Source organism: Brevundimonas sp. CURTG3B2_SDJG (genome assembly GCF_057364705.1).
Genome location: NZ_JBNFOJ010000031.1, coordinates 1 through 16,125 on the forward strand (window position 1 = coordinate 1; position 16,125 = coordinate 16,125).

The 16,125-nt window shown below is 68.5% G+C and carries 13 protein-coding genes and 2 pseudogenes; 7 read left to right on the top strand and 8 right to left on the bottom strand.

Going from position 1 to position 16,125, the window contains the following annotated elements:
* Positions 1-1,044: acetyl-CoA acetyltransferase (locus tag AC2W7C_RS03465; protein WP_486000190.1), on the bottom strand; the 1,044-nt coding region annotated here is incomplete at its 3' end.
* Between the two features lie 12 nt (positions 1,045-1,056).
* Positions 1,057-2,570, bottom strand: a pseudogene (locus tag AC2W7C_RS03470) (carotenoid oxygenase family protein).
* A gap of 135 nt (positions 2,571-2,705) precedes the next feature.
* Here AC2W7C_RS03470 and AC2W7C_RS03475 point away from each other — a divergent pair.
* A complete protein-coding gene (locus tag AC2W7C_RS03475; RefSeq protein WP_486000191.1) occupies positions 2,706-3,893 on the top strand; it encodes an acyl-CoA dehydrogenase family protein in 1,188 nt (395 codons plus the stop codon).
* A 77-nt stretch (positions 3,894-3,970) separates the two neighbouring features.
* Here AC2W7C_RS03475 and AC2W7C_RS03480 read toward each other — a convergent pair whose 3' ends face one another.
* Positions 3,971-6,310, bottom strand: coding sequence for a TonB-dependent receptor (locus tag AC2W7C_RS03480; protein WP_486000192.1), 2,340 nt, complete (start codon positions 6,308-6,310; stop codon positions 3,971-3,973).
* Between the two features lie 372 nt (positions 6,311-6,682).
* On the opposite strand from AC2W7C_RS03480, the gene AC2W7C_RS03485 reads away from it, so the two are divergent.
* The 6 genes from AC2W7C_RS03485 (at position 6,683) to AC2W7C_RS03510 (ending at position 11,546) form a co-directional block, all read left to right on the top strand.
* On the top strand, positions 6,683-8,059 hold the full coding sequence (locus AC2W7C_RS03485) for a spinster family MFS transporter (protein ID WP_486000193.1): 1,377 nt from the start codon (positions 6,683-6,685) through the stop codon (positions 8,057-8,059).
* Positions 8,056-8,418 carry an AMP-binding protein gene (locus tag AC2W7C_RS03490; RefSeq protein ID WP_486000194.1) on the top strand — a complete coding sequence of 121 codons (363 nt, stop codon included), beginning with the start codon at positions 8,056-8,058 and terminating at the stop codon, positions 8,416-8,418. Before AC2W7C_RS03485 ends, AC2W7C_RS03490 begins: the two co-directional genes overlap by 4 nt.
* Positions 8,391-9,683: an AMP-binding protein gene (locus AC2W7C_RS03495; protein ID WP_486000202.1), complete on the top strand. Its 1,293-nt coding sequence runs from the start codon at positions 8,391-8,393 to the stop codon at positions 9,681-9,683. The genes AC2W7C_RS03490 and AC2W7C_RS03495 overlap by 28 nt, the downstream gene beginning before the upstream one ends.
* A gap of 32 nt (positions 9,684-9,715) precedes the next feature.
* Positions 9,716-10,657 carry a winged helix-turn-helix transcriptional regulator gene (locus AC2W7C_RS03500; protein WP_486000195.1) on the top strand — a complete coding sequence of 314 codons (942 nt, stop codon included), beginning with the start codon at positions 9,716-9,718 and terminating at the stop codon, positions 10,655-10,657.
* 116 nt (positions 10,658-10,773) lie between these two features.
* Entirely contained in the window at positions 10,774-11,175 is a 402-nt protein-coding gene (locus AC2W7C_RS03505; protein WP_486000196.1) for a nuclear transport factor 2 family protein, read from the top strand.
* Positions 11,172-11,546: a nuclear transport factor 2 family protein gene (locus AC2W7C_RS03510; RefSeq protein WP_486000197.1), complete on the top strand. Its 375-nt coding sequence runs from the start codon at positions 11,172-11,174 to the stop codon at positions 11,544-11,546. Before AC2W7C_RS03505 ends, AC2W7C_RS03510 begins: the two co-directional genes overlap by 4 nt.
* 14 nt (positions 11,547-11,560) lie before the next feature.
* On the opposite strand, the gene AC2W7C_RS03515 is transcribed toward AC2W7C_RS03510, so the two are convergent.
* The 5 genes and pseudogenes from AC2W7C_RS03515 to AC2W7C_RS03535 form a co-directional block, all read right to left on the bottom strand.
* On the bottom strand, positions 11,561-13,198 hold the full coding sequence (locus AC2W7C_RS03515) for an AMP-binding protein (RefSeq protein ID WP_486000198.1): 1,638 nt from the start codon (positions 13,196-13,198) through the stop codon (positions 11,561-11,563).
* Positions 13,195-14,022 (bottom strand): DUF1295 domain-containing protein, encoded by an 828-nt coding sequence (locus AC2W7C_RS03520; RefSeq protein ID WP_486000199.1) that lies wholly within the window; start codon positions 14,020-14,022, stop codon positions 13,195-13,197. The genes AC2W7C_RS03515 and AC2W7C_RS03520 overlap by 4 nt, the downstream gene beginning before the upstream one ends.
* Before the next feature lie 29 nt (positions 14,023-14,051).
* Positions 14,052-14,810, bottom strand: a complete 759-nt coding sequence (locus AC2W7C_RS03525) for an SDR family oxidoreductase (RefSeq protein ID WP_486000200.1) — start codon at positions 14,808-14,810, stop codon at positions 14,052-14,054.
* Between the two features lie 9 nt (positions 14,811-14,819).
* Entirely contained in the window at positions 14,820-15,350 is a 531-nt protein-coding gene (locus tag AC2W7C_RS03530; protein WP_486000201.1) for a nuclear transport factor 2 family protein, read from the bottom strand.
* Between the two features lie 70 nt (positions 15,351-15,420).
* A pseudogene (locus AC2W7C_RS03535) lies at positions 15,421-16,125 on the bottom strand (hypothetical protein); the annotation flags it as partial.

Consider the following 16,125-nt stretch of genomic DNA (forward strand, 5'->3'; position numbering starts at 1 on the left):
CGACGGATTGATCGGCAGCTTGCCGTCCCATCTCGATTGTCCGCCGGCCTCGACCGCCTTCCAGCTCTCGCCCGGCGCGGTCAGGCCCAGGTGGTCGATGGCCATGTATTCGGTCATCGAGAAGCAGTCGTGGGTCTCCACCGCATGAATCTGCTCCAGCCGAAACCCCGGCCCCGGGCCGGCGTCGTCGATGGCCCGCTTCACCTGCGGGAAGACGTAGGGTTGGCCCTGGCTGGCCGCGATCTTGCGGCCGTAGTCGATCGGCGCGCAGCGGTGACCCCAGCCCTTGATGCGCGGCAGGCTCTCCAGCGGGATGTTCCGCGCCCGGGCGTATTCCGCCGCCCGCTCGGGCGAGGCCAGCACGATGGCCGCCGCGCCGTCGGTCACCTGGCCGCAGTCGGTCTTGCGCACCCGCCCCTCGATGACGGGATTGGCCTCGTCGTCGCTGGTGAAGCTGGCGTTGGAGAAGCTGTAGTTGCGGGTCTGGGCGTTGGGGTTGTTGCGCGCGTTCTCGAAATTGATCTGGGCGATCCGACGCAGATGGGCCTCGTCGATCCCGTAACGGCGGTCGTACTCCTCGGTCAGGTCCGAGAAGGCGCGCGGCCACGGATAGGTCGCGTCCAGGTACTCGTGTCCGGCCCAGGCGGCGGCGCCCAGGTGCTCGGCCGCGGTCACCCCCGGCACGTTCCTCATCATCTCCAGGCCCAGCACCAGGGCCGTGCCGTAGCGGCCGGACTCGATGTCGGCGGCGGCGGCCAGCACGGCCAGGCTGCCCGAGGCGCAGGCCGCCTCGTGCCGCGACGCCGGCATGCCGGTGAACCGCTCGTCGGTCATGGCGAAGAAACCGCCCAGCATCCCCTGGCCCGTGAACAGGTCGCCGACGAAATTGCCGACGTGGCCGACCTCGATGTCCTCCGGCTCCAGCCCCGTCTGCTCCAGCGCGCCGAGAACCGCCTCCGCGAAGCCGTCGCCGATCTCAAGCCCCTCGCGGGCGTAGTTCCTCGCGAAGTCCGACTGCCAGCCGCCCAGGATGTAGGTGGTCATATCGCCTCGCTCCTAAGCCGCGACCTTGGCGGCGCGGATGGTTTCGCCCTGCGCCCAGGTCGCGTGGGTGCCGCTGGACATCCGGCCTGGCAGGATGATCCGCGCCACCGGCCCCTCGGCCGGCGTGCGCGCGTCGTAGATGACGCATTCGGACCGGTCCTCGATCATGTCGGTCACGAAGGTCACCAGATAGCCGTCGTCCTCTTCGGTCGCCCCGATCCGGGGCGCGAAGCCGGGTTCGGACCCGTAGCGCTCGGCCCGAAGTCGATCGCCCAGCTCTCCTGGGTGTTCATGTCGTGCTTGACTAGGCCGGTGAACAGGAACCAGCCGGGCTTGGACACGGCGCTGTAGGCGTAGCGGTATTTCACCCCGGCGAACTGGTTGTTGATGATCCCGAACTCCAGCACCCGGTCGTCCAGCCGCTGCTCCGCCGTCTCGCCGGTCTTCAGGTTGAAGCGCCAGCGATGCAGCTTCGGCTGCAGCATGTCCTGATCCAGGAAGGTCATGATCCGCTCGAATCCCGGCCAGGCGTCCGGGCTGGTCTGCGGCACCGGATTATCCTGGAAATAGCCGTCCATGACGATCTCGTCGCCGTCCTCCCAGGCGTTCAGGAAGTGCAGCACATAGGTCGCGTCCGCCTCGAACCAGCGCACGTCGGCCTCGGTTCCGAACCGCGGCAGGATGCCGAACCGCGACTTCATCTCGGGATGGAAACGCGCCGCATGGATGCCCTTGGGCAGCAGGCTCTCCTCCCAGAACAGCGGGAAGTCGTTCAGGATCGAATAGTTCGTCGTGAACGCCATGTCGTGCGGCAGCCGCGCGCCCGGCAGCGGCACCGGCGTGAAATGCTTCAGCCGGTTGTCCGCCCCGACCACGCCATAGTGCATGAAAGGCGCGGTCTTGGAGTAGTTGAAGAACAGCAGCTCGCCCGTCTTCTCATCCACCTTCGGATGGGCCGAGATGCCCTCGGGCGGACACCAGTCCGCATTGGGCAGCTGCTCCAGGGTGTAGGGATCCAGGCGGTAGCCTTCCCCGCACTGGTAGAAGGTCGAAAGGATCGCGCCCGCATGGATGATCACGTCGGTCGACGACGAATCCTTCAGCCCGCCGTGGGCGCCCCAGCCCGGCAGTTCGGACAGCGACGGATGCTCGGCCAGTCCGGCCCACAGCGCCCGGCCCGCCGCCTGCTCGGCCAGGAAGCCCTTGGTCCGCACGAACCGGTTGCGATAGGCGGCCTTGCCGTCCCTGAAACTGATCGCGTGGATCATCCCGTCGCCGTCGAACGGGTGGTAGCGGCCGATCGGCTCGTGCAGCGGGTTCTCGGTGTTGCGCACATAGACCCCGTCGATGTCGGTCGGGATCGTCCCGATCACCGGCATGTCCTCGGCGTCATGCTCCTGGTGCTGCGGCGTCCACGGCCCGGACATGTAGGGATGGTCCGAAGGCTTCAGCGTCGGCCTGAAGGCGTTCGGGGCCGCCGCGTCCTTCAGAGTCCCGCGCGCCGCGCCGGTCGGTTCGAAACCCATGGATCACTCCTCGCGAACAGCAGTCTAGGCCATAGTGGGTTGCGTTAGAATACCATCCTTGTCGGCGAAGGCGAGGCCTTTTAGTATCAAATCGAAAGCGACGCCGACGAGGGCGTTCATAGGGAGGATGGAACCATGGCGGATCACACGGCCCCGGCGCTGGACTTCGACGGCCTGCGGCCGCCCAGCCCCTTCCTGACCGCCGAACACGACGCCTGGCGCGTCAAGCTGCGCGGCTTCGTCGATACGCACATCGCGCCGAACCTCGACGCCTGGGACGCCGCCTCCGACTTCCCCGACAGCCTCTATGTCGAGGCGGCCAGGGCCGGAATCTCCGGCATGGGCTTCCGCGAGGACCTCGGCGGCACGGGCGAGAACGTGGACCTGTACCACCGCATCCTCTTCGCCGAGGAGTTCTTCCGTCTGGGCTCCGGCGTCGTCTTCGCCGACCTGGCCACGCCGTGGATCGCCCTCCCCCCGGTCATCTCCGGCGGAACGCCCGAGATGCTGGACCGCGTCGCCCGTCCGGTCCTGGCCGGCGAGAAGAAGATCGCCTTCGCCGTCACCGAGCCCGGCGGCGGCTCCGACGTCTCGGGCTTCACCACCAGCGCCGAGCGTCGCGGCGACGTCTTCGTCGTCAACGGCGGCAAGACCCTGATCTCGGGCGCCCTGAAGGCCGACTTCCTGCTGACCGCCGTGCGCACCGGCGGTCCCGGCATGGGCGGCCTGTCCATGCTGCTGATCGAGACCGACCGTCCCGGCGTCACCCGCGGCCCCGTGCCCGGCCTGCAATGGTACAATCGCAACAACGGCTGGCTGAGCTTCGAGAACGTCGAGGTCCCCGTCGCCAACCTGATCGGGGTCGAGAACCGCGGCTTCGCGGGCCTGGCCGGCCAGTTCAACATCGAGCGCTTCAGCGGCATATCGGCGACGCTCGCCATGGCCCGCACCTGCATCGCTGAAGCGATCTCGTTCGCCCGCGAGCGCCAGACCTTCGGCAAGCGGCTGATCGACCACCAGGCCATGCGTCACAAGATCGTCGAGATGATCCAGCGCCTGAAGGCGGCCTACGCCTTCCTGGACATCCTGGTCTGGCGCTTCTCGCGCGGCGAGGCCCCCGTCGCCGACCTGGCCCTGCTGAAGGTCCAGGCCACCACCACGCTGGAGCACTGCGCCCGCGAGAGCCTGCAGGTGCTGGGCGGCCGCGCCTACACCGGGGCCAACCGGGTCGAGCGCATCTATCGCGAGGCCCGCATCTTCGTCATCGGCGGCGGCTCCGAAGAGATCCTGCGCGACCTCGCGGCCAGGCAGATGGGCTTCTGAATCGCTCGAAAAGAAAGGCCCCGCCGAGGGATCGGCGGGGCCAGTTGGTTCAGGAGACAGCAGCTTCCGAAGAAGATTCAGAAGTTGCGCCGCAAGGTGATCCCGTAGGTGCGGGGATCGCCTAGGAAGGCCGAGTAGGATCCCGCCTGGAACGTGGCCGGGATCACGCGGCGATAGTAGTCCTTGTCGAAGAGGTTGCGGGCCCACAGGTCCACCGCCCAGTCGCCGGCCTCGTCCCTGAGCGAGAAGCGGGCGTTGGCCACCGAGAACGAGCCCTGCACCCGGTTGGGGTCGAAGCCCCCGGTGAAGAACTCCGAGCTGTAGCGGTTGTCGATGTAGGCCACGCCGGTCAGGTTCCCCGAGATCGGGAACTCGTAGGTGACCGAGGTGACGTTCACCCAATCCGGCGACTGCTCCATCTCCCGGCCCGCGTAGGTCGAGTTGCCCGGGTCGTTCGGATAGTAGGCGTCGGTGTAGCTGAGGCCGTTGGTGAGGGTCAGGCCGTCGATCGGCCGCCAGGTCACCTCCAGCTCCGCCCCTTCCGTGACCGCCTCGGCCAGACTGCGCACGACGAAGTTCACGCCCGTGTACTCGATCAGCTGGAAGCCCTCGAAGGTCTGCTTGAAGATCGCCAGGTTGGCGATCAGCCGACGGTCGAAGAACTCGGTCTTCAGTCCGATCTCGTAGGCGTCGACCGTCTCCTCCTTGAAGGCCAGGTCGGCGGCGTTCGGCGTCGCCGGCGTGGTGAAGCCGGCCCGGTCGAAATTGTAGCCGCCCGACTTGTAGCCCCGCGAATAGGAAACGTAGCCGTTGATGTTCGGCGCGAACTGGTAGGCCACGTTGAAGGTGCCGGTGATCGCGTCCTCGGTGCGCGAATCCGAGTCCCCCGCCGGGTTCATCCGCGTGTCCCAGAAGGGCGCGCAGAAGCGGGTGACGCCCGGGGCGTCTCCCGTGGCCCTGGCGCTGTCGCAGGCCGGATTGAAGTTCTCGCCCCAGAACCGGATCGACTTCTCGTTCTGGGTCCAGCGAAGGCCGGCGGTCACGCTGAGCTGATCGGTGATGTTGAAGATGTTGTGCGTGAAGAACGACAGATCCTGCCCGCTCTGCTCGCCGACGCCGCGGGCGCCGTCGCCGGGCGTGAAGGCCGCCAGGGTCGAGGCCTGGAAGGTCGCGGCGCCGCCATAGATCAGCGGATAGTCGGCGCCCATCCGGTAGGCGGAATCGTTCAGCACGTCCTCGTCGGAGTAGTAGGCGCCCACCAGCCAGTCGACGATGCCGTGGGTGCCCTGCAGGCGCAGTTCCTGGGTGAAGACGTCGAAGCCCTGGTGCAGGCCGTCCGGGGCGAAGAAGCCCAGGTCGGCGCCCGAGTGGTCGAAGTCCTGCGAGCGATGCGCCTCCCAGCTGCGGTAGGCCGTGATCGAGGTCAGGGTGCCCCAGCCGAGATCCCAGTCGGCCTGGGCCGACAGGCCCCAGTCGACGATGTCCTCCTGGTTCTGGCGACCCGTGGTCTTGGAGGCCTGGCGGTCGAACGGATCGGCGCTGCTGTAGCCGACGTCCCCGCGCGCCGCGGCCAGGCTGTTGACCAGGCCGTAGGTGGGGCCGGCGATGGCCAGCACGGCCACGCAGCAGTTCTCGTCGCGGTTGGTGTAGTCGGCGCTGAACATCCACGACAGGGTGTCGGACGGCTCGTAGCGCAGCTTGGCCCGGATGAACTGGCGATCCAGGTTGTCCAGCGTCTCCTGGCTGTTGGCGTCCGGATAGAAGCCGTCCCGCGTCTCGGAGCTGGCCTCGACCCGCAGGGCCGCGTTGTCGGCGAGCGGCAGGTTGATCGCCCCGGCCACACGCATGTTGGAGAAGTCGCCGTAGGTGCCTTCCAGCCGTCCCTCGACGCCGTTGAAGCTGGGTGCGCGGGTCACCACGTTGATGAGGCCCGAGGAGGTGTTGCGGCCGAACAGCGTGCCCTGCGGCCCGCGCAGCACCTCGATCCGCTCCAGGTCGCCGAGTTCGGACAGGGCGACGCCGGTGCGGGCCCGGGTGACGCCGTCGATCACCACGCCGACCGAGGATTCCAGGCCTGGGTTGGTGGAGGTGGTGCCGATGCCTCGGATGCGGATCGACGAGTCAGCCCCGCCGCCCGGCGTCTGGAACTGGACGCTGGGCGCCAGGCCGGTCAGCTCGCGGATGTCGGTCACCCCGGAGTTCTGAAGCTGCTGGGCGCCGATCGCGGTGACGGCCACGGGCACGTCGATGAGACGCTCCTCGCGCTTGGTCGCCGTGACGATGACGTCGTCGATCTGGGTGGCGCCGTCCTGCGGCGCGGACGCCGGTTGGGGAGCCTGCTGGGCCAGGACCGGCGTCGCGGTCAGCGATGCGGCCAGGAGCAATGCGGATACGCTGATCGAACCTCGAATGGTCACGCCTTATCCTCCCATGAGCCCCCGTTTAGCCGGGGTGCTTCTGGCCTAGATGTAACTGGCGAATTGAGACTGTCAAATAGCTTTTGTAATCAGACCAACTTCTGTGCTTGAGTGTGTTCCAGCGGACATGAGACCCTCTGCGCCCCGCATGAAACGCGATGGCGACAAGGGGGCGATCGGCTGACGGGCAGGAAATATACATTTTTGTTCAATATGTTGATCCATAGCTTCACGACGTCTTCGAGATCCTTCCGGATCAGGGGAAAGGTCGTGAACGGGGGTGGAAAGCCCGCTCCCGGCGCTGGACGCTCGCCGGCCGATCATCCGCGCTCCTCACTTTCACCTTTAGATTGATTTGAGCGGACCTCGGCCATGACCGACACGACGTCGCCCCTCTCGCCCGCCGCCCAGGACCCCGCCCGGCCGCCGGCTCCGGCCCGGGTCTGGCCGCATCCGGCCTGGGGCTGGTTCGCCGTCGTGGCGCTGATGATCGCCTACACCTCCAGCTTCATCGACCGTCAGATCCTGAGCCTGCTGGTCGAGCCGATCCGGGCCGACCTGACGATCACCGACACCCAGTTCAGCCTGCTGGCGGGCATCGCCTTCTCGCTGTTCTACACCGTCATGGGCATCCCGCTGGCCAAGCTGGCCGACCGGGGCAGCCGGCGGATGATCATCTTCGTCGGCATCGTGGTCTGGAGCGTGATGACCGTCTGCTGCGGCCTGGCGAACAGCTTCTGGGCCCTGTTCGCCGCCCGGATCGGCGTGGGCGTCGGCGAGGCGGCGCTGTCGCCCGCCGCCTATTCGATGATCTCGGACTACTTCCCTCCGCGCATGCGGGCCCGGGCGCTCGCGGTCTACTCCATGGGGCCCTACATCGGCGCCGGCCTGGCCCTGATGATCGGCGGCGGCGTGATCGACATGATCTCGCGGGCGGGGTCGCTGACCCTGCCCGTCCTGGGCGACCTTGCGCCATGGCAGCAGACCTTCGTCCTGGTCGGCCTGCCCGGCCTCCTGATCGCCGCCCTGTTCCTGATCGTGCGCGAGCCACCCCGTCATGGCCTGGTGCGCGCCGAGGCCAAGGCCGGCGTGCTGGCCTTCATGTGGAGCCGAAAGAAGACCTTCTACGCCATGATCATGGGTTTCTCGATCTTCGGCGTCGCCGGCATCTCCTATCTGGCCTGGATTCCGGCGGTGATGATCCGCCAGCACGGCTGGGACGCCGCCCAGGTCGGCTTCACCTACGGCGCGATCCTGCTGCTGGCCGCGACGCCCGGCGTTCTGGTCGGCGGCTGGCTGTCCGACCTTCTCGCCGCCCGCGGCCGCAAGGACGCGCCGCTCTACGCCGCCATCGTCGGGCTGGTGTGCTGCATCCCCTTCGCCGTCGCCACGCCCCTCCTGCCCGACGCGACCTGGGCCGTGGCCTCGCTGGCGGCCTTCAGCTTCTTCGCCGGGGTGATGAACAGCCTGCCCGCGACCTCGCTCCAGGCCGTCGCGCCCAATCAGCTGCGCGCCCAGGTCACCGCCATCTACTTCCTGATCGGCAACCTGATCTCGCTGGGCGCCGGCCCCACCCTGGTGGCGGCGATCAGCGACAGCCTGCTGGGCGGACCGCAGAAGATCGGCACGGCGCTGGCCATCGTCAGCGGGATCGCCATCACCCTGGCCTCGGCGATCCTGATCCTCACCCTGCCCCACTTCCGGGCCAGCGTGGACGAGGCCGAGGCATGGCAGGGGCGCGGCGCGTGAGCCGGCTGAAGCTGCCCTGGTTCGATCCCCGGCCGCCGACCGCCGACCAGTGCGTGATTCCCCGCCTGATCGAGCGCTACGCCGCCGAGACCCCGGACAAGGTCTTCATCCGCTTCGAGACCGGCGAGGCCTGGACCTGGGCCGAAACCCGCCGCAAGGCCCTGGAGACCGCCGCCGCCCTGCAGGCGCGCGGCGTGAAGAAGGGCGACATCGTCGCCGCCTGGGCGCCGAACTCCGCCGCCCTGGTCCGCGCCTGGTTCGGCGCCAACTACGCCGCGCCGCCCTGGCGCCGATCAACACCAGCTTCCGCGGCCGGCTGCTGGAGCACGCCCTGGCCAGGTGCGAGGCCCGGCTGCTGATCCTGCACCCGGAACTGGCGGAACGGCTGGAAGGCCTGTCGCTGGGCGCGGTCGAGCGGGTGATCCTGACCGCGGAGCCCCAACGGCCGATCGATCTCGGCGTTCCGGTCGAGCCGCCAGCGGCCCTCGCCGGCGACGCCGCCGCCTACGTCCAGACCGGCAGCGAACCCTGGGACACGCCGGTGATCATCTTCACCTCGGGCACCACGGGGCCGTCCAAGGCGGTGATCACCTCCTACGTCCAGGAATGGACGACGGCGAAAGTGACCTATGGCTATATGCACGGCGACGACCGGATGCTGGTCAACCTGCCGATGTTCCACGTCGGCGGGATCGCGGCGATCACCGCGGCCGTCGCCTGCGGCGGCTCGGTCGCCCTGTTCGAGGCGTTCGACACCCGCCGGTTCTGGGAGATCGTGCGCGAGACCCGGTCCACGGTCTGCAGCGGCCTGATCGGCGCCCTGACTGCCTTCCTGATGAAGGAGCCGCCGCGGCCCGACGACGCCGACAACCCCCTGCGGATGGTCACCCTGGCCCCGGTCACCGAGGACACCGCCGCCTTGGCCAGCCGGTTCGGCTTCGACTACATCTCGGGTTTCAACATGACCGAGGTCTCGGGTCCGCTGATCTGCGCGGTGAACGAGACGGTGCTGCGCAGCTGCGGCCGGGTGCGCGAGGGCATGGAGTGCCGGATCGTCGACGCCTTCGACAACGAGGTCCCGCATGGCGAGGTCGGCGAACTGATCATCCGCGCCGACCATCCCTGGACGCTGAGCCACGGCTATCTGGGCGATCCCGAGGCGACCGCGGAGGCCTGGCGAAACGGCTGGTTCCACACCGGCGACCTGATGCGGCGCGACGAGGAGGGCTGCTTCTTCTTCATCGACCGCAAGAAGGACGCGATCCGCCGCCGCGGCGAGAACATGTCGTCCCTGGAGATCGAGATCGAGGTCTGCGGCCATCCGGCGGTGCGCGAAGCCGCCGCCTACGGCGTCGACATGCCGGGCGGCGAGCAGGAGGTGATGGTCGCCGTGGCGCCCGTCCCCGGCGCCGTGATCGATCCGCGCGAGTTGGTCGAATATCTGATCCCGCGCATGACCCATTTCATGGTGCCGCGCTTCGTGCGGATCGAGGCCGAACTGCCCAAGACGCCGACCAACAAGGTTCAGAAGACGGGCCTGAGGGCGGAGGGCGTGACGGCCGAAACCTTCGATCGGGAAGCCGCCGGATTGACCGTCCGTCGGCAGAAGCTCTCAATCGCTTGAATCCCGTTCGGCGAGACCGCTAAGACAACCTCATGGCATCTCGAGACGCGCCGAAGACCCGTCTGGTTCCGAAGAGTTCGCTGAACCGGGCGCTGAACGCGCTGGGCGACCGCTGGAGCCTGCTGATCGTCCAGGAGGCCTTCCTGGGGGCCACCCGGTTCGAGGAGTTCCACGAGCGCCTGGGCGGCGCGCGCAGCACCCTGTCCAGCCGTCTGCAGTCGCTGGAGCGGCACGGCATCCTGGAGAAGCGCCCGCACCGCGACGAAGGCGCGCGGATGGCCTACCACCTGACCAAGCGCGGGCTGGACCTCTTCGACAGCATGATCCTGATGTGGGGCTGGGGCGTCCGCTGGGGCGTCAGCGGGCGGCGCGCGCCGACCGTCTTCATCCACCAGACCTGCGGCAAGCCCATGCTGCCCGAGGTGCGCTGCACCGCCTGCGGCGAGCTGATGACCCTGCACAGCTGCAGCTTCGTGCCCGGCCCCGGCCACGGCATGGAGAAGCTGCCGGTCCAGCGCATGCACCGACGGCGCCAGCCCGCCGACGCCTCGCCGACGGTCGAGCTGGTCGACCTGCTGGGCGACCGCTGGAGCGGCCTGGTGGTCAGCGTCCAGTATTTCGGCATCCATCGCTTCGACGAGATGCAGAACATGCTGGGCATCGCGTCCAACATCCTGACCGACCGGCTGCGCACGCTGGAGACCGCCGGCATCTTCGAGCGCCGACTGTATGAGATCACCCCGCCCCGGTACGAGTACCGCCTGACCAAGAAGGGGCTGGATCTCTATCCCCACGCCCTGACCATGCTGACCTGGGCGGATGCGTGGCTGAAGGACAAGGCCGGCCCGCCGGTCCGCATCCGCCACAACTGCGGCGCGGCGCTGAGCAGCGAGGTGACCTGCAGCGGCTGCAAGGGCCGCCTGAAGATGGCCGAGGTCCTGCTGAAGCCCGGCAAGGGCCACACGATCGCCTGACCGGCCGCTCCATCATCGGATCGCGGAAGTCCGCACGTGAAAGCGGCGCTCACGTCACTTGCATAAACAAACTTATCGTCCTAGCGTTCCTCAACGAAACACACGGGAGCGACGCCATGGGCGAACACATGAAGGTGGTCGAAGCGATGATGGCGGCCTGGAAGCGCCGCGACGTCGAGGGCTTCATCGCTACGCTCGCCGACGACATCGAATACCACTGGCACCCCACCAAGCGGCCCGCGGTGGGCAAGGACAAGATGCGGAAATTCCTGGCCAACTACGAACAGGGCTTCGACCAGCAGGAATGGAACATCCGCCACACCGCCGAGGCGGGGAACGTCCTGTTCGTGGAGGGGATGGAGGTTCTGGTCGACCGCTCGACCGGGGTGAAGATGGACAATCCCTTCGTCCAGGTGTTCGAGCTCCGCGACGGCCTGATCACCCGGATGCGCGACTACTACGACACCTCCCAGGTGCACGCCCCGGCCAAGCCGGACGCCCAGGCGAAGACGGCGTGAGCTCGCCCATCGAACGCCTGCGGGCGCTGATGGAGGTCTCCCGGGCGCGCGACAAGCCCGCCTTCCTGGCCTTCTTCGCGCCCGAGATCGAGTACCACTACCATGTCGGAACCCGCCCGCTGATCGGGGTCGAATGGGTCGACAAATTCATCACCCGCTATTGGGCGCAGCACTCCGAGACGGAGTGGGTCCTGACCCACTGGGCCGAGAATGGGAACAAGGTGCTGACCGAAGGCCGCGAGGACTACGTCAACGCCAACGGCGTGAAGGTGTCCCACCCCTACATGGGCATCATCGAATTCGCTGACGACGGCCGGATCGTCGCCTGGCGCGACTATTTCCAAATGAAGGATCCGGCGGCGACGGGGTGACCGCCTTTCTTTCGTCATCCCGGCGAAAGCCGGGACCCAGCGGCGCGCGAGAGCGCGAAGCTGTCAAGGACGCGTCTTGCGGCGGCTCGCCTTCGGCGCCGCTGGGTCCCGGGGTTCGCTACGCGCCCCCGGGATGACGAAAGGAAGACGCCCCCACCCGCTCCGCCCTCAGCGCCCCGCGGCGCACCTTGCCGGCGTCGTCGCGCAGCCGTTCGGTCGTGGCCTCGAAGCTGCGCGGCTGCTTGTAGCGGGCGATGCGCTCGGCCAGGAACGCCGTCAGCGCGGCCTGGTCCAACGCCCCCGTCCGCGGTCTCGACGACGGCGTGGACCCTCTGGCCCAGGTCGGCGTCGGGCAGGCCGATCACCACGCTGCATTGGACGCCCGGAAAGGCGTCGATCGCCGCCTCGACCTCGGCCGGATAGACGTTGGCCCCGCCCGACACGATCATGTCCACCCGGCGGTCGGCCAGGAACAGATAGCCGTCCGCATCGACCCGACCCAGATCGCCCAGGGTCTCGAACTCGCCCACCGCCTTGGGCTCGGCGCCCAGGTAGCGATAGGTGGTCCCCCGCCCCTTGAGCGGGCGGAAGAAGATCTCGCCGACCTCGTCCACCTCGCACGGCGAGCCGTCGGGCCGCAGCACCCGCATCTCGTAGCCCGGCAGGACCCGGCCGACCGAGCCGGGCTTGTCCAGCCATTGCCGCCCGTTGATCCCCGTGCCGCCCATGGCTTCGGTGCCGGTGTAGAGCTCCCACACGGTCTCGGCGCCGACCCAGTCGATCCACGCCTGCTTCAGCCACGGCGGGCACGGCGCGGCGATGTGCATGACCGCGTCCAGCGAGGACAGGTCATAGGCCGCCTTGACCGCCTCGGGCAGGGCCCAGATGCGGTGCATCATCGTCGGCACCTGGAACAGCCAGCGGACCTTGTGCCGCTGGATCAGGCGCAGGGCCTCCTCGGCGTCGAAACGCGGCATGAGGACGACATGCAGGCCCCAACCCAGGGCGAAGCAGGTCATGCCGAACGGCGCGGCGTGATACAGCGGCCCCGGGTTCATCAGCACGTCGCCCTCGGGCAGCATGCCCAGCAGCGGCTTGTCCGGATCGGCGACGCCGGGGGACATGTCGACGATCACCTTGGGCCGTCCCGTGCTGCCGCCCGAAGCGATGGCCTTGAGGTGCGGCGCGACCTTCTCCGGCAGAGGGCCGTCGTCGGCCGTCGCGTCGAAGGTGTCGGCTTCGGCGCATGCGGGCCAGCCGCCCGCCTTGGCCGGGTCCTCGATCACCACCAACCGCGGCTTGAGAAGATCCAGAACGCCCCACAGCTCCACCGCCGGCAGCTTGTGCGACAGCGGCGCCGGCGTCGCGCCCAGGGCCCAAACCGCGAAGGCCAGTTCCAGGAAGGCCGGCGTGTTGGGCAGGGCGATGGCGACGAAGTCCCCCGTCTCCACGCCCAACGTCGCCAGCGTCCGCGCCCGCCGGTTGACCCGGGACGCCAGCTCCGCCCGGCTCAGGGTGCGGCCCTCGAACGTCAGGGCCGGAGCCGCCGGGTCGCGCGCCGCATGGATGTCCAGCAACGCGCCCATGCCCCGGGGGGTCATCTCGCCGATGCCCGGGGTGGACATCACACGCGGGGTGGCCGGGCGTCTCACGCGGCCTCCGCGGCGGCCTTCTTCGGGGGCCAGGGGACCAGCGGACTGGTCCGGGCGATGTACTCGGCGTAGCCCGGTCGGTGATAGGTCAGCCGCTTCTCGTAGGACGGCCCGCCGCTGTACTTCACGAACATGATCAGCAGCAGCAGCGGCCCGACGATGGAGACCAGGCCCAGCGGCCCCGTCTCGGCCGCGATCAGCCACAGGCCGAACCAGACGCACAGGTCGCCGAAATAGTTCGGATGGCGGGTGTAGCGCCACAGGCCCGTGTCCAGCACCTTCTCCGCGTTGGCCGGGTTCGCCTTGAAGCGCACCAGTTGAAAGTCGGCCAGGCTCTCGAACAGGATGCCGAAGACGGCCAGGCCCGCGCCGATCCAGCCCAGGGTTCCGACAGAGATCGGCGTCGCCGACATCTGGCCCAGCTGCACCGGCATGCTGACAGCCCACAGGATCGGGGCCTGCAGCATGAAGACCAGCCGCCATGCGGCCTTGGAATAGCTCCAGCCCTTGGCCTCCTGGGCCCGGCTGATCATCTTCACATAGCGCCGGTCCGGGCCGTGCTTGCGCCAGCGCCACAGGATATAGAGCCCCAGCCGCAGCCCCCACGCCACGGCGAGCGCCAGCAGGAGCAGCATCCGCTGCGGCGAGCCTTCCGCCTGGAAGAAGGTCGCCACCGCCATCGAGGCCAGGCCCAGCGCCCACCAGGCGTCGACGAAGGTGACGTCCTTGATGGCCGAGCCGATGGCCCACAGGATGACGAACGAGGCGAAGCAGAGCCCCAGGTTGATCGCCAGGATCGTGGCGACGTCTTGCAGCGGCGGCATTGCGGTTCCCTCCCCTTCGTCGACGGCGCCTAGCGGCCGGTCGACAGTTCCTTGGCCTTCAACATCTTCGCCATCGCCCGCTCCAGGCCTTTCGGGTCGCGCGCCAGGGCGGCGCGGCTCTCGACGGCGAAGCGGTCGGTGTCGATCTCGTCGGTCCCACGCGTGATGCCGCGCATGGCGGCCCGGGCGACGTCCTCGGGGGCTTCCTTGGCGCCCTTCACGTGCGCGGCCATGCGGGTGTCGACCGAGCCGACGATCAGCGAGGTCACCGTGGTCCCCTGGTCGGCCAGCTCGGCGCGGATGCAGCTGCCGGCGGCGCGCATGGCGAATTTCGACGGGCTGTAGCCGCCCATGTTGGGCGCGGCCACGATGCCGCCGACCGACAGGACGTTCAGGATCGCCCCGCCGCCGTTGGCCTTCAGGATCGGGGCGAAGGCGCGGGCCATGGCGACGGGGCCGAAATAGTTGACCTCCATCTCCTCGCGCGCGCCGGACAGGTCCTCGGCGCCGATCAGCAGGCGGTTGGTGAAGGCGCCGGCGTTGTTGATCACCACCGACACGTCCGGGCAGGCGGCCGCGGCCTCGGCGATCTGGTCCGATTGGGACACGTCCAGCCGCACTGCCTGGACCTTGCCGGGGAACTCGGCCTCCAGATGGGCGGCCGACGCCGGGTCTCGCGCGCCGGCGTAGACCTTGGCCGCGCCCTCCTGGATCAGCACGCGGACGAAGGCCTCGCCGATCCCGCGATTGGCCCCGGTGACGATGGCGACGCAGCCCTGGACGTCCATGATCGAGCCTCAGGCGGCGGTGTAGATGATGTCGTCGGGCTTCTTGGCCCCGCGCCGCAGGATCGACGGATCGGTCGTGATCGCGCCCCTGGCCCAGGTCTCGCTGAGTTCGCGCTCCTCGTTCCACTCCCAGCACATGGTCCGACGCAGGATTCGCCACTCCGAACCGCGCTTCTCCATCTGGTCGACGCAGCGGGCCAGGGTGCGGGTGTCGAACAGCTCGCCCTTCACCTTCAGACGCGAGGCGGTGAGGATGTAGCACTCCGCCGTCGCCGTGGTCGGGCTCTTCAGCTCGATCATCAGGTTCATCATCATGTGGTTCATCAGCCCGGCCTTGGGCAGCCGCTCCTTGATGACCGCGATCCACTCCGGCGCCGGCCCGTTGAACGTGCCCCCGTGGTCCTCCCAGCCGTCCGGCCAGTAGGCGCGCTCGACCAGGCTCTCGTCGGCGCGGTCGCAGCCGCGCAGGAACAACGTCAGCGTCTCCTCGATCGCCTTCTTGTCCAGCAGCGCCTGCACCTCGGGGTCGCGCTCGGCCATGCTGACGTCCTCCGCTTTTTTAGTCTTTGAATGAAAGTGACATGACTTGCGTTAGCAGGCAAGTCGCCCGCTAGAGGCGCATCAGGCCGGGTTCGGCGGCGACGACGCGCGGTATCGCGTTCAGCACCATCGCCGCCACGGCGAACTGCTCGGGCTTGGTCCGCACGCCTTCGGGAGCGGTGTCGATCAGATCCATGGCGATCTTCAGTCCCGGCAGGCCGTCGATCTCGATCTCCCAGTGCGGGCGGCCGGCGAAGGCGGGCTCGGTGGGGTCCATGATCCAGTTGACCTCGTGGGTGATCCGCCGCCGCCCGTCGGCCAGGCCGTGGACCCGCCAGGTCGTGGACGCCGCCGTTCCCTCCGGAATCACGCCTGCGGCCACCGTCAGCTCCCGACGCGCCAGGCCGAGTTCATGATCGGACTCCAAGCCGTCCAGCGCCAGCCCGATCCGCTTCGCCAGGCCCTCCACGCTCTGGGAGAACATCCCGTCGAAGGTCTTCGCCAGCAGGCCTTCCGACAGGTCGATCTGGTCGGCCCGCGCCCCGAAGCCGAGCGCGCCGAACACATAGTCCGGGTTCGGAATCGTCGTGCAATCAATGATTTCTCGGCTGGTGATGTTGCGATGCTCGAGAGATCGCCACCGCGCTGGCCGCCATGGCCTCGGCCACCCAGCCGGGATTGATCCCCGTCCCCGCCAGCGTCGCCCCGCCGGGCGCGGGCGGCTGGCCGCCATCCGTTCGGCGTAGGCGCCGCCCAGGGCCGCGGGCTCGAAGTA